The organism is Bacillus sp. FSL M8-0256 (genome assembly GCF_038005765.1).
In the GTDB taxonomy this organism is placed as follows: Bacteria; Bacillota; Bacilli; order Bacillales; family Bacillaceae; genus Bacillus; species Bacillus safensis.
The window spans coordinates 688,282-707,420 of the sequence record NZ_JBBOTU010000001.1 but is presented as its reverse complement, the minus strand read 5'-3'; the positions used below and the strand labels follow the sequence as shown (position 1 = coordinate 707,420).

General features: G+C 36.7%; 21 protein-coding genes, 1 pseudogene, 2 riboswitches and 1 other annotated feature. Of the genes and pseudogenes, 10 read left to right on the top strand and 12 right to left on the bottom strand.

What is annotated here, in order from left to right:
- Positions 1-163: 163 nt before the first annotated feature.
- Positions 164-265, bottom strand: a riboswitch (purine riboswitch).
- 79 nt (positions 266-344) lie between these two features.
- The 7 genes from NSQ76_RS03640 to NSQ76_RS03610 form a co-directional block, all read right to left on the bottom strand.
- Positions 345-545: an NETI motif-containing protein gene (locus tag NSQ76_RS03640; protein ID WP_012009137.1), complete on the bottom strand. Its 201-nt coding sequence runs from the start codon at positions 543-545 to the stop codon at positions 345-347.
- Positions 542-1,096: a DUF2179 domain-containing protein gene (locus tag NSQ76_RS03635; protein WP_024424505.1), complete on the bottom strand. Its 555-nt coding sequence runs from the start codon at positions 1,094-1,096 to the stop codon at positions 542-544. The genes NSQ76_RS03640 and NSQ76_RS03635 overlap by 4 nt, the downstream gene beginning before the upstream one ends.
- 204 nt (positions 1,097-1,300) lie before the next feature.
- Positions 1,301-2,092: a hypothetical protein gene (locus tag NSQ76_RS03630; protein WP_341052460.1), complete on the bottom strand. Its 792-nt coding sequence runs from the start codon at positions 2,090-2,092 to the stop codon at positions 1,301-1,303.
- Positions 2,093-2,314: 222 nt separating this feature from the next.
- Complete coding sequence (locus NSQ76_RS03625) at positions 2,315-2,494, bottom strand: YezD family protein (RefSeq protein ID WP_024424503.1); 180 nt, start codon at positions 2,492-2,494, stop codon at positions 2,315-2,317.
- An 11-nt stretch (positions 2,495-2,505) separates the two neighbouring features.
- Complete coding sequence (locus tag NSQ76_RS03620; protein ID WP_166644707.1) at positions 2,506-2,667, bottom strand: hypothetical protein; 162 nt, start codon at positions 2,665-2,667, stop codon at positions 2,506-2,508.
- Between the two features lie 208 nt (positions 2,668-2,875).
- A complete protein-coding gene (locus tag NSQ76_RS03615) occupies positions 2,876-4,201 on the bottom strand; it encodes an NCS2 family permease (RefSeq protein ID WP_056767517.1) in 1,326 nt (441 codons plus the stop codon).
- A 144-nt stretch (positions 4,202-4,345) separates the two neighbouring features.
- A riboswitch (purine riboswitch) is annotated at positions 4,346-4,447 on the bottom strand.
- Positions 4,448-4,562: 115 nt separating this feature from the next.
- A complete protein-coding gene (locus tag NSQ76_RS03610) occupies positions 4,563-5,459 on the bottom strand; it encodes a LysR family transcriptional regulator (RefSeq protein ID WP_326134688.1) in 897 nt (298 codons plus the stop codon).
- A 100-nt stretch (positions 5,460-5,559) separates the two neighbouring features.
- Between NSQ76_RS03610 and NSQ76_RS03605 the strand changes: the two genes are divergently transcribed.
- Together NSQ76_RS03605 and NSQ76_RS03600 are read left to right on the top strand one after the other, a co-directional pair.
- Positions 5,560-6,744 carry an MFS transporter gene (locus tag NSQ76_RS03605; RefSeq protein WP_341052455.1) on the top strand — a complete coding sequence of 395 codons (1,185 nt, stop codon included), beginning with the start codon at positions 5,560-5,562 and terminating at the stop codon, positions 6,742-6,744.
- Positions 6,745-6,801: 57 nt separating this feature from the next.
- Positions 6,802-6,975, top strand: a complete 174-nt coding sequence (locus NSQ76_RS03600; protein ID WP_034623008.1) for a hypothetical protein — start codon at positions 6,802-6,804, stop codon at positions 6,973-6,975.
- 45 nt (positions 6,976-7,020) lie between these two features.
- On the opposite strand, the gene NSQ76_RS03595 is transcribed toward NSQ76_RS03600, so the two are convergent.
- Entirely contained in the window at positions 7,021-7,590 is a 570-nt protein-coding gene (locus NSQ76_RS03595; protein ID WP_024426710.1) for a hypothetical protein, read from the bottom strand.
- A gap of 141 nt (positions 7,591-7,731) precedes the next feature.
- Here NSQ76_RS03595 and NSQ76_RS03590 point away from each other — a divergent pair, with 141 nt between their 5' ends.
- From NSQ76_RS03590 to NSQ76_RS03575, 4 genes are all read left to right on the top strand, one after another.
- Complete coding sequence (locus NSQ76_RS03590) at positions 7,732-8,298, top strand: GNAT family N-acetyltransferase (protein WP_341052450.1); 567 nt, start codon at positions 7,732-7,734, stop codon at positions 8,296-8,298.
- 743 nt (positions 8,299-9,041) lie between these two features.
- Positions 9,042-9,971, top strand: coding sequence for a S8 family peptidase (locus NSQ76_RS03585; RefSeq protein WP_024424495.1), 930 nt, complete (start codon positions 9,042-9,044; stop codon positions 9,969-9,971).
- Position 9,972: 1 nt separating this feature from the next.
- Complete coding sequence (locus NSQ76_RS03580) at positions 9,973-10,821, top strand: SAR2788 family putative toxin (RefSeq protein WP_024424494.1); 849 nt, start codon at positions 9,973-9,975, stop codon at positions 10,819-10,821.
- Entirely contained in the window at positions 10,797-11,267 is a 471-nt protein-coding gene (locus NSQ76_RS03575) for a DUF7878 domain-containing protein (RefSeq protein WP_024424493.1), read from the top strand. Before NSQ76_RS03580 ends, NSQ76_RS03575 begins: the two co-directional genes overlap by 25 nt.
- A gap of 1,088 nt (positions 11,268-12,355) precedes the next feature.
- Here NSQ76_RS03575 and NSQ76_RS03570 read toward each other — a convergent pair.
- A pseudogene (locus NSQ76_RS03570) lies at positions 12,356-12,544 on the bottom strand (glutamine-hydrolyzing GMP synthase); the annotation flags it as partial.
- A 104-nt stretch (positions 12,545-12,648) separates the two neighbouring features.
- Between NSQ76_RS03570 and NSQ76_RS03565 the strand changes: the two are divergent.
- From NSQ76_RS03565 to NSQ76_RS03550, 4 genes are all read left to right on the top strand, one after another.
- Entirely contained in the window at positions 12,649-13,536 is an 888-nt protein-coding gene (locus NSQ76_RS03565) for an AraC family transcriptional regulator (RefSeq protein WP_341052446.1), read from the top strand.
- A 219-nt stretch (positions 13,537-13,755) separates the two neighbouring features.
- Positions 13,756-14,020 (top strand) — a binding site (T-box leader).
- Positions 14,021-14,077: 57 nt separating this feature from the next.
- Positions 14,078-15,739 carry a 2-isopropylmalate synthase gene (locus NSQ76_RS03560; protein ID WP_341052443.1) on the top strand — a complete coding sequence of 554 codons (1,662 nt, stop codon included), beginning with the start codon at positions 14,078-14,080 and terminating at the stop codon, positions 15,737-15,739.
- Positions 15,740-16,795: an AraC family transcriptional regulator gene (locus NSQ76_RS03555; protein WP_341052441.1), complete on the top strand. Its 1,056-nt coding sequence runs from the start codon at positions 15,740-15,742 to the stop codon at positions 16,793-16,795.
- An 18-nt stretch (positions 16,796-16,813) separates the two neighbouring features.
- The gene (locus tag NSQ76_RS03550; RefSeq protein ID WP_041116046.1) at positions 16,814-17,299 is read left to right on the top strand and encodes a YbaK/EbsC family protein; all 486 of its coding nucleotides are present in this window, start codon (positions 16,814-16,816) and stop codon (positions 17,297-17,299) included.
- A 135-nt stretch (positions 17,300-17,434) separates the two neighbouring features.
- On the opposite strand, the gene NSQ76_RS03545 is transcribed toward NSQ76_RS03550, so the two are convergent.
- Genes NSQ76_RS03545 through NSQ76_RS03535 form a run of 3 tightly spaced genes read right to left on the bottom strand, consistent with a single transcriptional unit; the run spans position 17,435 to position 19,124 of the window.
- Entirely contained in the window at positions 17,435-18,712 is a 1,278-nt protein-coding gene (locus tag NSQ76_RS03545) for a tyrosine-type recombinase/integrase (RefSeq protein WP_341052439.1), read from the bottom strand.
- Positions 18,709-18,918, bottom strand: coding sequence for a hypothetical protein (locus tag NSQ76_RS03540; RefSeq protein WP_341052436.1), 210 nt, complete (start codon positions 18,916-18,918; stop codon positions 18,709-18,711). Before NSQ76_RS03540 ends, NSQ76_RS03545 begins: the two co-directional genes overlap by 4 nt.
- On the bottom strand, positions 18,915-19,124 hold the full coding sequence (locus tag NSQ76_RS03535; protein WP_044141488.1) for a DUF3173 domain-containing protein: 210 nt from the start codon (positions 19,122-19,124) through the stop codon (positions 18,915-18,917). The genes NSQ76_RS03540 and NSQ76_RS03535 overlap by 4 nt, the downstream gene beginning before the upstream one ends.
- Positions 19,125-19,139: the final 15 nt, after the last annotated feature.

Here is a 19,139-nt window from a genome sequence, read left to right as displayed (position 1 = left end):
CCCACCTTTAAGCTGTTATTCGATTTTGTATCGTTTGACACGCTTCCCAAACCTAAGCAGCTTGTCAAACGCCGAACAAAAAGGCCCGGTCTGTATTGCAATGTTAGGAAGCAACACAAACCGGGCCATGGTAAGCGCTGTTCGCTTTTGAAACGCCATGTCAGTTTTGTTCACTATCCTGCATAGTCCAGTCATTTACGGTAACTGGGTAGAAACTTATGGGCCATATTCCCAAGATTATATGAGGCTCGTGTTTTGATTTCATGTTTATCTTAACAACGGATGTTCATGATGTCAACGGATTTATCGAACAATCTATGAAGTCGTCGTTTTAATGTTCGGATTTAGACTATTTTTCCTTCAAATACGATTTTTTTCCCAATCGGAATGATCTGAATCGACCCATTTTCCTTCTTTTCTTGAAAAATCGGTTCCTCCATTCGACGGACAGGCGAGTAGCCTTCCGCTGCCATCTGGGACAACACTTGATCAATCGTCATGTTGTCTTCCACATAGAATTTTTTCTTCTTTGGTTTTGCGGTCATTCTTTAATTCTCCTTTTCTTCACAGCCTTCACCCAGAAGCCGCCGTGAATCGATTTGGGCTCATATGAAATGATAAACGCCTTTGAATCCAGCGTCTTAATCGTTTCATATAATTGCAGTTCATATTTTCTCGGTGTTAAAATTTGCAATGCTGTCCGGTCTCCTTCAAGACCGCCTGCTACCCAGCTGGTGACACCATATCCTTTTTCTCTCAATTGTCTTGGGAGATCGACATCCAATTCTTTTGTGATCACGTTAACAGTTGTGTAGCCAAGTGCCAGCTTCTCTTCAATTTTCATCCCGACAATGATCCCCATCCCATAACCTAGCGCATACGCAATGACATTTTGTATTTGATCTAAGTTATCTAAAACGATACTTAACCCAATGACATAAATGAGCATTTCGATCGTACCCGCAAAAGCAGCTGCGTACCGTCTGCCTTTCATCGTTAAAATCAAACGCATGGTGGAAAAAGAAACATAAACAATATTAATCACTAAAATGATTAAAACCATGGTGAACGCATTGGATAAAAGTTGTTGAAGCACGATTCGAACCCCCTGCACTAAAAAATCAAATAAAGCACCCCATATTCTACTAGAGAACATACCTTGATACAATCAAATTTACGCGATCAAAACACATATATCTTTCGACAACAAGGATGGTGTTTGTTACCAAGAGTTTACCCGTTTTTTTCTCTTCTCAACATGAAAACCTCCTTTTTCAAAAAAGGAGGTTTTCAGTGTGTTTTATCCAAATCGAACAGGAACAAGTGATGGAATCAAATACTCCCCGACTATGCCCCAGAGCAGCGCAATGATAACAAGCTCAACCAATAAAAAGACCCAGCCCGCATACATCAAATCTCCACGTACGGCATCATGCTCCGATTGAATCGAGCGAAAGAGCACGACCGCAATCAACTGGAGGCCGACAAACATCATTACGGATATTATGACGGTCACATATGGAATATTCAGCATGGCAAATACAAGCCAAAGGATGGATAAAACCAACACCGGCACTAGCGCAGCACCAAACTTCATGATCACTTCTTTCAGTGATATGTTGCCTTTTAGCATGTACTTTCCGAGCAGCCAGACGGTAAGCATCATCAATGTCAACACAATGAGTGTAAAGACCGCTACCTTCAAAAAGGCGTCGCCAAAAGAATAATGAATGCCAAAGCCTAATAAACGGGTCTTTGACGCCTTTAATTGAACATAGTTGCCTAAAGCAAAAAACACGCTGAATAACACAATCGAGATCCAGGCGTACTTCATACGCAATGTTTCCGCTTGATTAATGGCCCGGCTCGGTGATTTTAACATCGCCAGTCCATATGAACCATACCGCTTAAACGCGCCTCCTACACCTTGCAGTATACGCTGTATAGCTGAGCGCTCATCATCCGCTGTTTTTGAGGTTCTTCCTCGTTTTGCAGCGCTGCGGCTGAGGCGGGATTGCCTTGTTTCTTGATCTATTGATGACTCTTCGTTTTTCTTTTCAGATGTCCCCTGATCTTGATCTTTCTCTAACATCTCATATCAACTCCTATCCAATCCTTACAGTGCTAAAAGTGCATGAACTGTTCGGATGACTCCTCTTAAAGTAGCGGAGTCTCTCTATTCAGTCAAGATTCCTTGACGTTCATACGAATAGACGGATAAAAGGCAGCAGAGGTTTTAAAATGGAGAGAAAATAAGACAAAACAAAAAAGCTGACGGCCTCCATCAGCTTTTTATCAATGTTGAAATTCATGGTCAACGATATTGACTCCGCTTTCCTTGCTGGACCCGGAGATTCTCCTGATGAGCGGGGAACCGAGTCTTTTTGGTCGTATCAACCTGTGTAATATGTCCATTATGAATGGTGATGACCACTGATCCATAGTCGATCCCTTTTAAGGCAGATAAAATATAATTCAGCTTTTGTTCATCCATCGCTCATCCCCCTATTTTTGTTTTCGCTCTTTTAAATAGAGAACCTCATTTTCCAGCTCATGAATTGTATAATGCATGAGCGCTTCCTGCTTTTCTTCATGCCCCCATAAAAGGAGCTTTTGAATCAGCACCTGCTTTTTTCGTTCAATCACCTGTCGAAGCCAGCGTGACAAAAGACATCTCCTCCCCTTTTGAATGTCTGCAAGAAAAAAAGGCACCCTGAAACCTTCTATTAAAAAAGGAAATCAAAGCGCCTTTGGTGATCCAATCAGCGAATTATGTCTTTTTATCATAAACACATAATTCCTATAAGTCAACTATGTTTTGATTTTTTTAACAAAAAAACAGCAGCTTCCATGAGCTGCTGTTTCAGATGTTCAATTAATGATTTAAGAAAGCGAAATATAGAATAAAGATGACAAACAATCCGTACATGATTGGATGCACTTCTTTCGCTTTCCCTTTAAAGATCATCGTAATCGGGTAGAAAATAAAGCCAACCGCAATACCTGTTGCAATACTGTAAGTCAGTGGCATCATAATCATCGTTAAGAAAGCTGGTACCGCAATTTCAAAACGATCCCATGCAATCTTCGCCAGCGGAGCGACCATCAGTGCACCAACAATAATCAAAGCAGGTGCTGTCACATTAGGTGTAACAATGGATAAAAGCGGTGAGAAGAACATCGCCAGCAAGAAGAAAATCCCTGTGACGACAGCTGCAAAACCAGAACGCGCACCAGCAGCAACACCTGAGCTAGATTCAACATAAGACGTTGTTGTAGATGTACCAAGAATAGAACCTACAACGATTGAAGAAGAATCCGCCAAGAGTGCTCTTCCTGCACGTGGCAGCTCATTATTTTTCATTAAACCAGCCTGTGTTGCCACAGCCACAAGCGTACCAGCTGTATCAAAGAATCCAACGAAAAGGAACGTTAAAATCACAATAAGCATTTGAATGGAGAATATTTCTGGTAAGTGAATCAAGGCTTGACCAAAGGTTGGAGACAAGCTTGGAATACTTCCCACAATTTGAGACGGTACTGGTATAAGACCAAAAATCATCCCGGCAATAGCAGTCACAAGCATCCCAATGAAGACACCTGAATTCACACGAAGAACCATTAATATAACAGTCACTACGATACCAAACACCGTTAACAGAACCGGACCACTATGAATATTTCCAATCGAAACGAGTGTATTATCATTATTGGCGATAATGCCAGAGCCTTGAAGACCAACAAACGTAATGAACAAACCAATACCTGCACCAACTGCCAGCTTCAGCTCAGCCGGAATGGCATTGATGATTTTTTCACGGAAACCTGTTAAAGAAAGAGCAACGAAAATCAAACCTGAAACAAACACACCTGAAAGTGCAGCTTCCCATTTGATGCCCATGCCAAGTACAACCGAAAAGGCGAAGAACGCATTCAGACCCATACCGGGTGCAATCGCAATCGGATACCTGGCGATCAATCCCATCAGAATACACCCTGCAGCAGAAGCTAACGCCGTTGCTGTAAAGACTGCACCCTGATCAATTCGTAATTTATCTGGAAAATCCGGCACAGACACTAATGCAAGTGTGATCGGATTAACAAACAGAATGTAAGCCATCGACAAAAATGTGGTTAAACCACCGATGATCTCTCTGCGGTAATTCGTACCTAATTCATCAAACTGAAAAAACTGTTTCAAGCCAACTGACTCCCTTCATGTCCTTTTGCTTTAGCCTGCCCCATTCACTAGTCAAATAAAAAACGCCCCAACAATTTTGGGACGCTTGACTACATATGTGAATTCAGACTGTGACATAAAACAAGAACAATGCATGATTTATATCAAACGAGTGTGAATTGACGTAGTCAAGCCATTTACGGTAGCTTGGTAGAAACTTGCGGGCCATATCCCCGCGATTATACGACTTCTATCTATTTGATTTCTGTGTCTATTGTACCAACTTCATTTTTAAAACACAATACGAAAAGCGAACATTTTTCAAAGAAATGTCCGCTTCATTCGTCTTATTACACGAATTTGGAAATTCACATCTAGTTCTTTATACACCCTTCCCCAAATCCTTCTCTTTTGCAAAAACCGCTTCGGCTACATGGAAAAACTCTTTCACTGCCGGCGAAGCTTGAGAGAGCGACGGACAGGCGAGCGCAACCTCACGATGATGAGAGACATTCAGCTGGCGAATATGCACAAGCTGCTGCGTTTTTAAAAACAACTCCGGACCTATTGTGACGCCAAGTCCTTCCCCGACCATACGGGCAATGGTCGTACAATCATGAACTTCAAATAAAACAGCTGGCTTCATTTGCGCCTCTGAAAAAATGTCCTCTACATGTGATTGATACATGCCAGTCGGCATAATAAATGGTTCACCCGCCAAATCTGTTATATCTACAATGGGCTGCTGTTCATATCGATGATTTGGGTGATAGGCGACGACCATCTCATCTTTCATAAGCGGCAGTAAATCAAAGGCTTCATCCGCATGACCTTTTACAACAAATCCAACATCAATGATGCCAGAATCCAGCCACTCCAATATTTCTTCATACGTCCCCTCATAAAATTTAAATTCGATTTTTGGATGTTTTTTCTGATAGCTCACAAGCAGTTTAGGCAATAAACAAGCAGAGGCACTGGCAAATGTGCCGATACGAATCAAGCCCGTTTCAATATTTTTCGTTAACGCAATTTCTTGCTGGATTTTCTCCACTCTATTTAATACTTCTCTAATATGCGGGAGAAGCGTTTGACCAATGTCCGTCAGCATAATACCTTTTTTTCGGTCACGAATGAATAAAGACACGCCCCACTCTGACTCTAAATTTGCCACTGCATGACTGACAGCTGACTGCGTCATATTTAATGCTTCAGCTGCTGCTGTAAAACTGCCGAGCTCCACAACTTTTGCGATAATATCAAAGCGAACAAAGCTCATGAGTATTTACTCATCTCCTTCATGAAAAACATCAATTTTACTTATGTTAGCACGGAATTTAAACTAAAGACAACGTATCAACATGAAGGAAGGGTTCAAAATGAAAAACACATCTCATCAGCTATTGATCATTCTTTTAGCTGTCGGTTCATTTGTCACAGGCACGTCAGAATTCGTCGTGTCAGGCATTCTAGATATCATTGCTGTTGATTTACACATCTCCATTCCTGCTGCCGGACAGCTCATCACCGTCTATTCTCTTTTTTATGCAGTGGGCGCTCTCTTTTTAGTCATGGCAACGTCGAAGCTGAACCGAAAAAAGGTTTTGTTATCAGCTATTTTTGTGTTTATTTTAGGCAATATGCTCGCCTTTTTCAGCCATCATTTTGTACTGCTCCTGCTCTCTCGGGTCATCATGGCCATGAGCGGCGGCTTATATATTGTCGTCGCCACGAATTATGCAGCGCAGATCGCCCCGCCAGAAAAAAAGGGAAGCGCAATGGCGACTGTCATTACAGGATTCACCGTTTCACTCGTACTTGGTGTGCCGATTGGAACATTTCTCTCAGGTCACGTGGATTGGCACTATATTTTTCTCATCATTGCACTAGGTACTGCTTGTCTCTTCTTGCTTCTTTATCAATTGCTGCCACGCATAGAGGGACATTCACATCTGCCATTAAAGCAGCAATTACACATTCTTCAAGACCGCAGAGTGATCAGCGGCTTAGCAACGACGGTCTTTTGGATTTTAGGCTACACGATGGTCTTTGCTTATATCTCTCCTTTATTACGACAGACCGCCGGCTTTTCACTTGAAATGACAAGCATGGCCTTGCTCGTTTTAGGAATTTCTGCTTTTATTGGCTCACGCTTTGGCGGCTTCGCCGTTGATCAATGGGGACCAAACCGAACCATCTCGATCAGCATCATGATCCAGATGTTCGCTCTCTTTGCCTTATTCTTTACGCAATTCTCTACAATTAGCGTCTTGATCACACTCGCTATTTGGGGCATCGCCACATGGACAACAACACCAGCGAAGCAATTTTATCTGATCTCCCTTAAACCACAAGCATCAGAAACCGTGCTAAGCTTTAATACAGCGATTATGAACATCGGCATGATGCTTGGATCGTCAATGGGCGGCGTGATTATACAGTATACAAAAGTGACTAATTTAAGTTGGATTGGCGGATTAGCTAGTTTTGTGGCGTTGATGTTGATTCGGTATTCTTTTTATTTACACGAACGTGCCCAACGAAAGACACCGGAAAACCAATAGAAAACATTTCAATTTTTGGTATGATGGAAGAAACTGAGTTAAAAAGGAGTTTTTTACTTGTTTCTATTCGAAGAACCCACGTGTGCTAGCTGTCAGAAAAAGATAGAAGGAAACGAAGAAGTGTACGTCAAGCTGGTCTATCCAAAGAGACGAGGGATGACAGAGGTGAAGGCATGGCTGAGGAATGAAGGGGTTTTTTATTGTAAGGCATGTTATGGAAAAGAAACATAAAAACAAGCATTTCAATTGAAATGCTTGTTTTTACTTTCTACTTTTTTATTTCCGCTTACTACGAAGTTCAATGAGTGCTAGTTTATTGTCATTGAAAAAGAACTCCAGAATGATACCGTTTGATTGATCTTGATATTGTATACCTTTGCTATACCCTTCGACAAACCAGAGCTTCTTGAATTGATCTCCATATGTTTGTAGCACAGATGAATAATCGTCTCCAATAGTGATTCCCTTAGATGTTTTGAGTTTTTTCTGTTTTGACTGATTGTAAATAGATGTAACTCGATGATGTTGATCAACTGATACTACAAAATCTTGATTTTCTTTTTCCATATAGACCCTCTGTTTAGGATGGGAGAATTGAGTATTCTCCACAAAAGTATGATCTCTCTCAAATTTTTCACCAATCTTAAAATGACCTAGCGATTCATTTGTTAAAGATACAGAGTGAAAATTAAAAAACATAGCCACCCAAACAAATAGTGCGGTTCCTCCTAAAACAGAACCTACAATCACTAACACTTTAGAATGGATGATTCCCTTTTTAAACAAATAGATCGCTAAAGATACGATGATCATCACGATGACGATCATAATTAGAAAAATACCCATTTCAATTATCCTCTTTTGCTTTTAATCGAATTCTGTTTGTGAATTATCCCCGCAATCACATTCTCACATATTATACCAAAGCATTACACAAAATCGACCAGTACAGGTATAATTTAAATAAAATTGCACGAGGAGAAAAATATGACTAGACATAAACTGATATTCCCGCAATCATTTCCAACCATACATACCGAAAGACTAATCTTAAAACAAGCAACAATCGAAGACGCTGAGGATATGCACATCTACTTATCCAATGAAACCGTGTGCCGCTACATGGGCATTGATGCTCATGAAACGATTGAAGACACAAAAGGAGAAATCAAGTGGTATCACGACATCTTCAAAGAACAAACAGGCATCCGCTGGGGCATTTCTCTAAAAGATGATCCTGCGATCATCGGCAGCTGCGGCTTTCTCAATCTAGAAAAACAGCACTGCCGCACGGAAATCGGCTATGAATTACACCACGATCATTGGAGAAAAGGCATCATGAGCGAAGCAATTGCTGCGGTGTTACGATATGGGTTTCAGGAAATGTATCTGAATCGGATTGAAGCGATTATTGATCCAGCAAATACGTCCTCTGTTCAATTATTGGAGAATGTTGATTTTGTTCGAGAGGGTTTATTAAGGGAGTATGATCTTGGTCAGAATGGGTTTGATGATGTGTTTATTTATTCGATTTTGAAGAGGGATTTCAAATAAACTGAATGATTTTTAAACAGAAGCGTTAAAGTGAATGAATTAAAATTGCACAATTACCCAGTAAGAAACCTCTAGTCAAGTTTATGACTAGAGTTTCTTTGCATGGTAACCCTTCTAATTTACTTACAATTCCAGCAATATTCAACACCCTTTCTATAATTATAGTATCAGTAATAGTAAAAATTTTTGAACAAAATGCAGATCCACACTTAAGTAATTACACTATTTCACTTACTTTTCTTTTCTAAGTACAAGATTCAAATAAAAATAGCCTATTCTTTAATCTGTTTTAGTTGGAATAATTCATATTCCAAAAAAAGAACTTTTGCCCATTTGCAATTTCACTGATTAATTTAGATTTTTCATTTTCAAAATCTATTTTAGTGACATTATTTTTACGTTTACTTGTTTCGCTTTCAATTTTGGAGAACACATGTGGAGTTGGAGTGAGGTTACAACAAGTAATGAATAAACTCATTGTGTTATCAGGTCATAGTTGGCAGTGGCAAAACATTTTTAATCAAAAAAATCATAGATAATTATTAAGTAAACGAGTCAAGAAGAAGAACTAGCATATTTACAGTAGTACATGCATGGGAAATTTTAAATATATAAGGATATATTACCTTAAATAAATTTACATCAAAATAAATATAGGTTAATATATTCTTGCATTTCATAAAAAGGGAAGGGAGGTATATTCTGTATTAATTCTAAATACTGCATGTGAGAAGGAAGCTTGAATGAAAAAGTCAAAAGCCTTATTACTATTTGTTTCGTGCCTAGTGATTCTTGCAATTGTATTATGTTGGGGACTATCTGGCGATGTTTCTGAGGATAATAGTAAATCATACAAGACAGAGAAGGAAAAAGACCTGCTATGGGGATATAAAGTTATAGGTCATGAAAAACCTAATAATCATAAGAATTATGTCAAAATTGCTATCCTTGATAGCGGTATTAATAAGTCACATAAAGAGTTTAAAGATTTAACTTTTTATGAGTACAATGCTATTAAACCAAAAAAATCTATCGAAGATGATTATGGTCATGGTACAGCAATTGCCGGAATAATCGCTGCAACTGGTGAAGAAATAAAAGGTATTTCACAGAATCCCATTATTTATGATGTCAAGGTACTAAATAAAAATGGCAAAGGAAAAGTTGAAGATGTTGTCAAAGGGATTAAATGGTGTATTGAGCAAAAGGTAGACATAATTAATATAAGTTTCGGATTTGGAAAAGACTACGATGAATTACGAAATGTTATAAAAATTGCTTTAGATAACAATATAACAATTACAGCTGCTTCTGGAAATACATTAGGTCTAACTGTTGAATACCCTGCAAAATATGAAGGCGTCTTATCGATATCCTCACTTAACGAAAAACTAAAAATTGATCCAATTTCAGCAAAAGGAAAAATTGACTTTTCTGCGCCTGGAGTAAATATTAAAACAACTGATATACACGGAGGATATACAAAGGTAAAAGGTACATCCTTTGCAACTGCGTTTGCAACAGGTGCTATAGGCTGTTTGTATTCTAAAAAATACAAATCTAAAGAGAATGTTCATCAAACACTCAAGAAAAATACAGTTGATCTTGGAAAGCTAGGTTATGACAGAGAGTATGGCAATGGGATGATTATTTGTAACAAGGGAGAGAATTAGATTGAAAAAGGTTTTAATAAAAATTCTTGTGTTAACATTGTTTTTGTGTGGAGTTGTTCCTGAATTTGCAAGTGCAAAATCAGGCGAAATTGATTCTGATGCTTTAAGAATAGAAGAGAATGCTAGTAAAGAATATGAAGTGAATGTTGAAAAAGAATTGGGGATAGAGCTAGAACAAGATATGTTAATGGAAGTTAAGGAAAGCCTAGATGAAGTTAATATATCTACTCAGCTTGAAGCTGAGAGTATGAATGTCCAAACTGACATGAAAATTAATCATGAGACAGGTGAAATCACAGTTGATGGTATTACAGAGTTAGAAAATGGGGAAAAAGAAACTAACAAATTCAACGTGTTAATTGAAGAGATTGAAGGAAATGATTTTACAGCAACCTTTGTGGATGATGAAACAGGAAAAGAGTATAAAGTTAGCACCATAGAAGCTCAGTCATCAATTGTTCCAGCAATAATAGTTGGAATTGTTTCTAGGTTTGGTATTCAATATGCTATTAAAAAATACGGAAAGAAGCTAATAATAAAAACTTTTAAAAAACAGGTAATTAAACAAGGTATAAAAAAAGTTTCTAAGTTTTCTGTTAGCAACAAACATCTTAGTAATGCAAAAGGTAGATACAGAAAATTTGATACCAAAAGCAAGAGCACAGTAAATAAATGGATAAAAGAAGCTTTACAATCTAAAAATGTTTCGTTTACTATAAACAATAATAAAAAACTATCCTTTGTCATCACTGCAAATCTGAAAAAGAAAATCGGAACAAAAGGTGAGACAAAAATAAAAATAGTTATAGGTTGGGATGGTAAAATATGGACAGCTTATCCAATCAAGTAGAATTTGATTATATGTTCACATCTGATGAGAAAGATATTCCAAAGAACATGAAGAAAGATCCATCAACAGCTCTAAGAGTAGAGGGAGAGTTTAAAATAGTTATAAATGGCGAAGTATATTTTGAAGAAAATATCGCCTTATTAGAATTTTATGCATCTTTGCACGACTGGATTAAAAAGATAAAGAAAAAAAACAAAGTTACAGAGTATAGATATTACACAATGGAGTATGAGGAAGACGACCCCATTATTTCAGTAATACCATTTGATAATAAGGCTCGACTCACCACTATTTGGGAAACTCAACAGTTATATAATGTATTCGATCTTAATTATATAATTGAACAAATGAAGGTATTACATGAAAACCTTGGACGTGACATTGAACAACATTATAAAATTTCACTAAAAAACTTTATTGGAAATATCCCATTAAGAAAATATTGAATAGAGAAAGGAACTCCTGGTTAGGGGTTCTTTTCAATGTTTTAGTAGGATGTTTTTAGAGGAGGTGTATTTTTGATTTTATATTTCTTAGCTGGTTTTATAGGAATCATAATAGCCACAATTATGCTAGGTATTGAAATTGAAGGATATACATTTTTGACAAGTTTTATTTTAAAGATGTTTGGGATGTCTATATTTGTAGGATCGATATGGCTAATAAATCAAAACAGAGAAGAATGCCCAAAATAGCAATAAAAATGAAGAATGAAAGCTCATTGTAAAATTCGTCGTTACAAATATCTTTTATACCTATATCTCGAATTGCAAGCGGTCTTCCATCATTAATTACAAAAACCTTTATTTGATTTATTTTAGATAACTCATTAAAAGCATCATCTCTTGAACTGAAATTATGATAATCTCTTCCTTATTACTATTATCTATAAAAAAAGATTGTTCTATTAATCTTACATGGTAAATATCCCAAACTGTATTTAAAATGGGCTCAACAGTTTTTTTAGAGTACCCTCCAAATATTCTTATCAACACCACTTATATCGGACATTGAGCGTTCCATTAATGCAGTAGTAATATTATAATTGAATTGATTATTTTTAAAAAAATTTAGATAATCGAGAAATTCATTCTTCTGAATATTTTGTCTATAATCATTTAATAACCTGTTTAAATACGTCAAAATATTCAAATCAAAATGTACAACTTTACCAACTTTTATTTTCGGTAATCCCCTCCAATATAATTACTATCAAGAATCCACATTTTTGTATAGTCAGGAGAAATATTTTATAACCGTTAATTTCCCTATTTTTAAAACTTTCATTAATATTTGATTATTTTTATATGATCTGATTTATTAAAAAATTTTTCGAATATGATATTCTTTTCAATTGTATTATCTGCTTTAATTATGAGATCAATAATAATTTTAAGTTGTTCATTCATTGTATCCCCTTCACATCTGATTTTCCTTCAATATCCCTCAACCTACATTTATCTAATTAAATATTTTTTGCAGTTCTGCTGAAACTGTAATTAATCAAAGTGATAGCACCGATACCAATTGTTTAGTCGTATATTCTGGCGTCATCCATGGCACCTTTGTTGTGGATGTCTGGGAGAACCTCAAAATATTGTCAGATGTCTCACTCAAAGCCTAAGATGGAAATTTCTTCTAGTAGAATTAAATCTTATTCCCGGATGATTTCTAGATTTTCTTCAGAAACTCCACCCAGTACACGGATACCCAGTCCTGAACCTAGGACTATAAGGTCCATTCTAAAATTGCAACATAGCACAAAAAGTCAAGTTTCCTAAAAAGCATTTCCGCTATACTAAACTCACAAGGCAAGGAGGTGCTCGGTTGTCCTATCAAGAACATGAGAAAACGATTCAAGAAACATTAAATTATATTGAACAGCATCTGAAAGATGATTTACCGCTTCAAACTCTAGCGAAACACGCTGGTTATTCTAGGTTTCACTTTCACCGTATATTCAAGAAAGTGATTAAGAAGTCAGTTGTCGATTATATAAGGGAACGTCGAATGACCCAAGCGGCGAAGGATTTAATTCATACGGATCAACGGGCGATTGACATTGCATTGCAGTATCGATTTAGTTCACAGGAATCCTTCACTAGAGCCTTTAAGAAGATATATGATATGTCACCCGCACGTTATCGGAGATTACTAAGGAATGTCATTAATAAGGAGGAAACGAATATGGCTGCAAATAAGAACACACCTACCGGCTGGATTATGACGGGAGAAACACCATCTGATTATGAAACAGGTCTGGATGACAGAATTGTACACAGTGGTACTACCTCAGCTTACCTGAAATCCAAGGATGAAAAAGCACGAGGATTCGCGACCTTGATGCAGCAAATTAAGTCTGATCGTTACCGTGGAGAACGCCTTCAATTTTCTGCTTTTGTCAAAAGCGAAGATGTGAAAGGTTCAGCTGGTTTATGGATGAGGATTGACCATTCTTCAGGTGAAGTTCTTGCGTTTGACAACATGATGAACCGCCCCATTACAGGAACAAACGGCTGGAATCATTTTAGTGTAGTATTGGATGTTCCAGTCAAAAGTGAAGTCATTGCGTTTGGCATATTACTACATGGACAAGGTCACATTTGGATGGACGAACTTAGTTTTAAAATTGTAGATGAAAGTGTGCCAGTGACAGAACAAAATACTGTGGATCATTTAGAGGATGAACCAGTGAATTTAAATTTTGAAGGCTAGCAGACTGAATTTAAGCGGAGGTTCATTGCCATGAAAAAAATTGGTGCGATTTTATTGTTCGCTATGAATTCACTCACCTTTATTTGTGGCCTTGGAATTTTATTTGGTGAAGAGAATTAAAGATAAGCACCCATAGAACAAAAAAAATCAATTAAAAAAGATATCCCAATCACTATCTTCTTTTTATAGACTTGGTATAATAGAAAAAATCAGAAAAATGAGAATGCGATGATAAGGAATAGTACTTGCCGAAATGTTTTCAGAAAGTTGCTGGCTGATGAGAAGCAATAACAAAAAGGCAGGGAACTCACCTTAGAGTAGCCTTAGTGAAATGAAAAGTATCAATGTAGTTAAGGACGGCCCCCCACCGTTATATGGGAAGGATATAAGATCAAACAATCTGTATCCGAATAAGGGCATGATAATGTTTGTTTATCATGAAACAGGGGTGGTACCGCGTAAGAAGAAGTCTTTCGTCTCCAAGTTAAATCTTGGGGATGAAAGGCTTTTTTTATATTCTATTTTCTAGGAGGAATCGATGATGTTTAACCACAAAAAATACGAAAAGAAATACTTTTTGCCACCGAACCTTACTTATGATTGGGTGAAGAAAGAAACATTAGAAAGTGCTCCGATATGGTGCAGTGTGGACTTACGGGATGGTAATCAAGCATTACCTATTCCTATGAACTTAGAAGAAAAATTGGAAATGTTTCAGTTATTAGTAGAGATAGGTTTTAAAGAAATTGAAATCGCATTTCCAGCTGCTTCTGATACGGAGTTTAGGCTGTTACGGACACTGATTGATCATCATATGATTCCAGACGATGTCACGATTATGGTGATCACACAAGCGAGAGAGCATATTATCCGTCGAACCTTCGAAGTCATTAAGGGTGTACCGAAAGCGATTGTTCATTTATATAATTCGACTTCAGAAGCGCAGCGCAGACAGGTATTTAAGAAAACAAAAGATGAAATTAAACAAATTGCAATGGATGGAGCTATTTTAGTAAAAGAACTTGCCGAAAAAACAAAAAGTGATATTTATTTTCAATATAGTCCTGAAAGCTTTCCAGGAACAGAAGTTGATTATGCGTTAGATATTTGTAATAGTGTTTTAGATATTTGGAAACCGACACGAGCTCATAAAGCCATCATCAATATTCCGACAACAGTAGAATATTCAATGCCTCATATCTTTGCAAGTCAGATTGAGTATATACACAAAAATCTGTCTTACCGAGACAGTGTGACATTATCTGTTCATCCTCATAATGACCGCGGCTCTGGGGTGAGTGATGCAGAATTTGGTGTTCTGGCTGGCGCAGAAAGAGTCGAAGGTACATTATTTGGTATCGGTGAACGTACAGGGAACGTTGACTTGATTACCTTGGCGATGAATATGTATTCACAAGGTTATGATCCAAAATTGAATTTCAATAACCTAGAAGCGATTCGTAAAAAATATGAAAAACTAACAAAAATCACTGTTCCTGAGAGGCAGCCCTATTCTGGGGAAATGGTTTTCACCGCATTCTCTGGGTCACATCAAGATGCGATATCTAAAGGTATGAAATATAGAAAGGAAAATAATGTTGATAAATGGGACGTTCCGTATATCCCAGTAGATCCCGTTGACTTGGGGAGGAATTATCAAGCGGATGTGATTCGAATCAACAGCCAGTCTGGAAAAGGCGGCATAGGCTATATACTAGAAACAAATTATGGCATTCAACTTCCTTATCAAATGAATGAAGCCATGGGATATGAAGCGAAGAAAGTATCTGATCAGGCAAGTAGGGAATTGTCTGTCGAAGAAATATATCATGTTTTTAAAGAACAGTATGTTGATTATCACCCTCATTTCCAGCTGCTTGATTATCAATTTCATAAAGGAGAGAAGCAGGAAGTTACCTTAACTTTGCTGAGAGATGATCAACAAATTGAAATACAAGGAACTGGCACTGGAAGTTTAGATGCAATCAGTAATGCGTTAAAAGCATATTTTCATCTCGAATATGTTTTGGAAGTCTATGAACAGAATTCTTTGGGCAAGGATTCTCAAGCACAAGCCTGTGCACAGATTGGAATTTCATATCAAGGAAAAATGCATTGGGGTGCTGGAATTGATAAAGATATTATAGAAGCAACAGTGAAGGCCCTGGTGGTTGCAGTAAATAAACTAGAGGTTTGGATGTAGATGGAAAAAGATAAACTTGAAAAACATGAAGTGATGCAATATTTAAGAGAATATAACGAGCAAGAAATTTTTTATCAACAATACCAACAGAAAAAGCATGACAATCAATCATTGCAATTATTTTTGAAGAATTATGATAAAAACAATTTAATGCATAAACAAATATATATAGAAGAATTTTTGCAAAAAGGGCAGAACGAATTTGAAAAGGAAGATACCATGTGGTTAGGTCAGGAGAAAGATATCGAAGTGAGAAAGTATAGCCGTTTTATGCCTCAATTGTCGGCTATCCATGATTTCTTTGAAATGATCTATGTTCTGGAAAATGAGATGTATGTAGAAGTGGAAGATAAAAAAATGACTTTGAAATCAGGAGATATTGCCTTTATTCCTCCTGACACCATACACAAGCCAATTGTAATGGAGAATACAATCGCCATGCAAATCATGATCCGTAAGAGTACTTTTCAAAAAGTGTTTTTTAAAATGTTAAAAGGAAACAATGTCATTTCAGAATTCTTTTTGAATGCATTGTATATAAAAGAAAATAAAAATATTCTTATTTTCCATAGTCACTTGGATAAACATTTGCTAGACTGCTCTCTTCAACTATTTACAGAAAATTATAATCGGTTCCCTAGTTACCAGTTGATTATGAATAATTTGTTTGAGATATTATTATGTCTAATATTAAGATTCAAACCAAGTCATATGAACGTAAATCAGGTCAAACAATATCGTGATATACGTATTATTGAAATGCTCCAATATATTCAGCAATGTTGTGAGCATATCACCATCCAGGAGATGGCAGAGAAATTTAACCTTTCACAGTCTTACCTGTCAAAATATATAGCTCGTAAGCTTGGCAAATCATTTCGTGAGATTCGACAAGAAATAAGATTGGAAAAAGCCTGCGAAATGCTCACTGGCAGCAATTCACAAGTAGATCATATTGCGGCAGCCGTAGGTTATCAAAATGTAGAGCATTTCATTCGTTTATTTAAGAGAAAGTATCACCTAACACCACATCAATATCGATTAAATAATAGATAATAAAGAGGAGAAATGATCATGTCCATCAAACAAGTAAAAGATTATTTTAAACAATATGATATGGATACTCGAATTCAAGAATTTTCAGTGTCTAGTGCCACCGTAGACTTGGCTGCTTCTGCATTGGGCTGCGAACCTGAAAGAATCGCAAAAACACTATCCTTTCTAGTAAAGGGACAAGCTATTTTAATTGTGACCTCTGGCGATGCAAAAGTTGATAACAAAAAATTCAAGGAATATTTTAAAACAAAAGCTAAAATGCTTTCTCCTCATGAGGTCGTTGACTTGGTCGGTCATGAAATTGGCGGAGTATGTCCTTTTGCTATAAAGAATGGCGTTTCTGTTTATTTAGATATTTCACTCAAACGTTTTGAAACAGTCTATCCAGCCTGCGGAAGCAGTAACAGTGCTATTGAACTCACAATAAAACAATTAGAAAAACACTCCGGTTATTCACAATGGATTGATGTGTGTAAGGGATGGAATGATTCATTAACACATTAAAACGGAAGGGAAAAGTGCAGTTAAAAATAAAAAAGAGCTAGAAACCCTTGATACACAAAGGTTTCTAGCTCTTTTACATTTATTCCCATTCAATCGTAGTAGGTGCCCCAAACCCCTTTAAAACAAAGGTTTCTTTTAACCTTTTGCTTCCTTGGTGGGGTTTTTGGTGGGGTTTTTCTTATTTATCGCCTGATTACCATTGAATCGAAGTTTTGTTTCAGATGCAGTCTTTATTTTAATATTTCCAGCCATCATTTCTGCTATCGTATTATCTGCCCCAGTCCACATATGGGCATAATGCTTTAATGTGATTTCTGGACTTGAATGACCCATACGTTGGGATAAAACAAGAACTGAAACATTAAATTCATTGATGAGATAAGATGCATGTGAATGGCGCAGCCCCTTCGCTTGTATCTTCTTCACTTCCGCCAATTTTGCATATCGAGAAATCATCCTACCAATTGTTGATTTAATCATGGGCAAACCATCATAACTAAAGACAAAATCATCTACTTTTCCTAAACCTATAGCTAGCTGGCGTTCACGCCAAACTTTTAATATGTTTATAGTGTCATCATCAAGCGCAATGGTTCTCTTTCCATCTTCAGTTTTTGTATAAGAGTTTCTTTTCCATTCTGTTCTCGTTTTAAGAATCAACATATGATGGACACGCATACGCTTCTTCTTCAAATCAATATCACACCAGTTTAAAGCAGTTCCTTCATTCACTCTGATACCGGTCATGTAATACACCCATATCATAACAAAATTCAAGTGTTCATAAAAATCATCAATATATATTTGATTTATTACTTGTTCAAACTCTTCTTTTGTCCAATATGGAACAACTGCTTTACCTTTTGGTATTGCTTTAACTTTCTTTGAGATATTGTATTCTAAATACTGCATATCAACCGCTTTATCTAAACTCTGTCGAAAGACACCAAAAACCAGACTAGCGTAGGATTGAGAATATCCAGCCCCTCCCCTTTTTTTGCTCGTTAATAACCATGTACGGAAATTTTGTACATCCTCAATTGAGATTGATCTAAGAGACATCGATCCAAACCTATCTTTTATTTTTTCAAAAATCCCTTCCTTAACTTCAAAGGTACTTTCTTCAACTTCTGTTTGGTAATAAGGTATATAGACTTGGCTCATGAATTGCTCATAAGTCATCTTATAATTCGAATAGCTATTAACTTTATGGTATTCTCTTTTCAATCGTGTTAATTCTTTATTAGCCTCAAAGGCTGATGCAAAAGGTTTTCCATTAGCATCTTTTCTTCCTTTTTTTCTTATCCTCTTACCTGTTATACGATCTATTCCAAATTCAGACTGATAAAAAAACCTTCCTTTTTCGTCTACATAGACTCCCGGATATTTTGTTTTTTCTTGTTTCTTTTTCAAAGGTGATCATTTGACCTCCTTTTATTCATTTCTCTTTTTAATCTAGTTACCTCTTTATGAGCTTCAAAAGCAGACAAAAAAGGTTTTCCATCATTTCCTATTTTAGATTTTTTACGTTTTCTTTTCCCTTCACTCTGACAATCTATTTGATAAAAAATAACTCCGTTATCATCAATGTAAACATCATCATACTTAGTTCTCTTCATTGGGAAACTCCTCTCGCTTCTTCTGATAAGGACACCCCTAAAATAGATTCAACTACATCTCTCGGAACTCTTCCGAGCCTTTTATTATTATAATAAGGGCAACCTTTTTGAACCATGATCGCTTTTGCTTCTCTAATTAAATTCACAGCTTGATATTTTTTATATCCAATTTTGATCAGATCATCTTTACATATTGTTGTACCCATTAAAATTCTCCTTTC

What these genes read in the sequence shown, in the direction of transcription:
- NSQ76_RS03640 (WP_012009137.1), bottom strand. Translation starts at nt 545, where the DNA reads ATGACCGCAAAACCAAAGAAGAAAAAATTCTATGTGGAAGACAACATG.
- NSQ76_RS03630 (WP_341052460.1), bottom strand. Translation starts at nt 2,092, where the DNA reads ATGTTAGAGAAAGATCAAGATCAGGGGACATCTGAAAAGAAAAACGAA.
- NSQ76_RS03625 (WP_024424503.1), bottom strand. Translation starts at nt 2,494, where the DNA reads ATGGATGAACAAAAGCTGAATTATATTTTATCTGCCTTAAAAGGGATC.
- NSQ76_RS03610 (WP_326134688.1), bottom strand. Translation starts at nt 5,459, where the DNA reads ATGAGCTTTGTTCGCTTTGATATTATCGCAAAAGTTGTGGAGCTCGGC.
- NSQ76_RS03605 (WP_341052455.1), top strand. Translation starts at nt 5,560, where the DNA reads ATGAAAAACACATCTCATCAGCTATTGATCATTCTTTTAGCTGTCGGT.
- NSQ76_RS03595 (WP_024426710.1), bottom strand. Translation starts at nt 7,590, where the DNA reads ATGGGTATTTTTCTAATTATGATCGTCATCGTGATGATCATCGTATCT.
- NSQ76_RS03590 (WP_341052450.1), top strand. Translation starts at nt 7,732, where the DNA reads ATGACTAGACATAAACTGATATTCCCGCAATCATTTCCAACCATACAT.
- NSQ76_RS03585 (WP_024424495.1), top strand. Translation starts at nt 9,042, where the DNA reads ATGAAAAAGTCAAAAGCCTTATTACTATTTGTTTCGTGCCTAGTGATT.
- NSQ76_RS03575 (WP_024424493.1), top strand. Translation starts at nt 10,797, where the DNA reads ATGGACAGCTTATCCAATCAAGTAGAATTTGATTATATGTTCACATCT.
- NSQ76_RS03560 (WP_341052443.1), top strand. Translation starts at nt 14,078, where the DNA reads ATGTTTAACCACAAAAAATACGAAAAGAAATACTTTTTGCCACCGAAC.
- NSQ76_RS03555 (WP_341052441.1), top strand. Translation starts at nt 15,740, where the DNA reads ATGGAAAAAGATAAACTTGAAAAACATGAAGTGATGCAATATTTAAGA.
- NSQ76_RS03550 (WP_041116046.1), top strand. Translation starts at nt 16,814, where the DNA reads ATGTCCATCAAACAAGTAAAAGATTATTTTAAACAATATGATATGGAT.
- NSQ76_RS03540 (WP_341052436.1), bottom strand. Translation starts at nt 18,918, where the DNA reads ATGAAGAGAACTAAGTATGATGATGTTTACATTGATGATAACGGAGTT.
- NSQ76_RS03535 (WP_044141488.1), bottom strand. Translation starts at nt 19,124, where the DNA reads ATGGGTACAACAATATGTAAAGATGATCTGATCAAAATTGGATATAAA.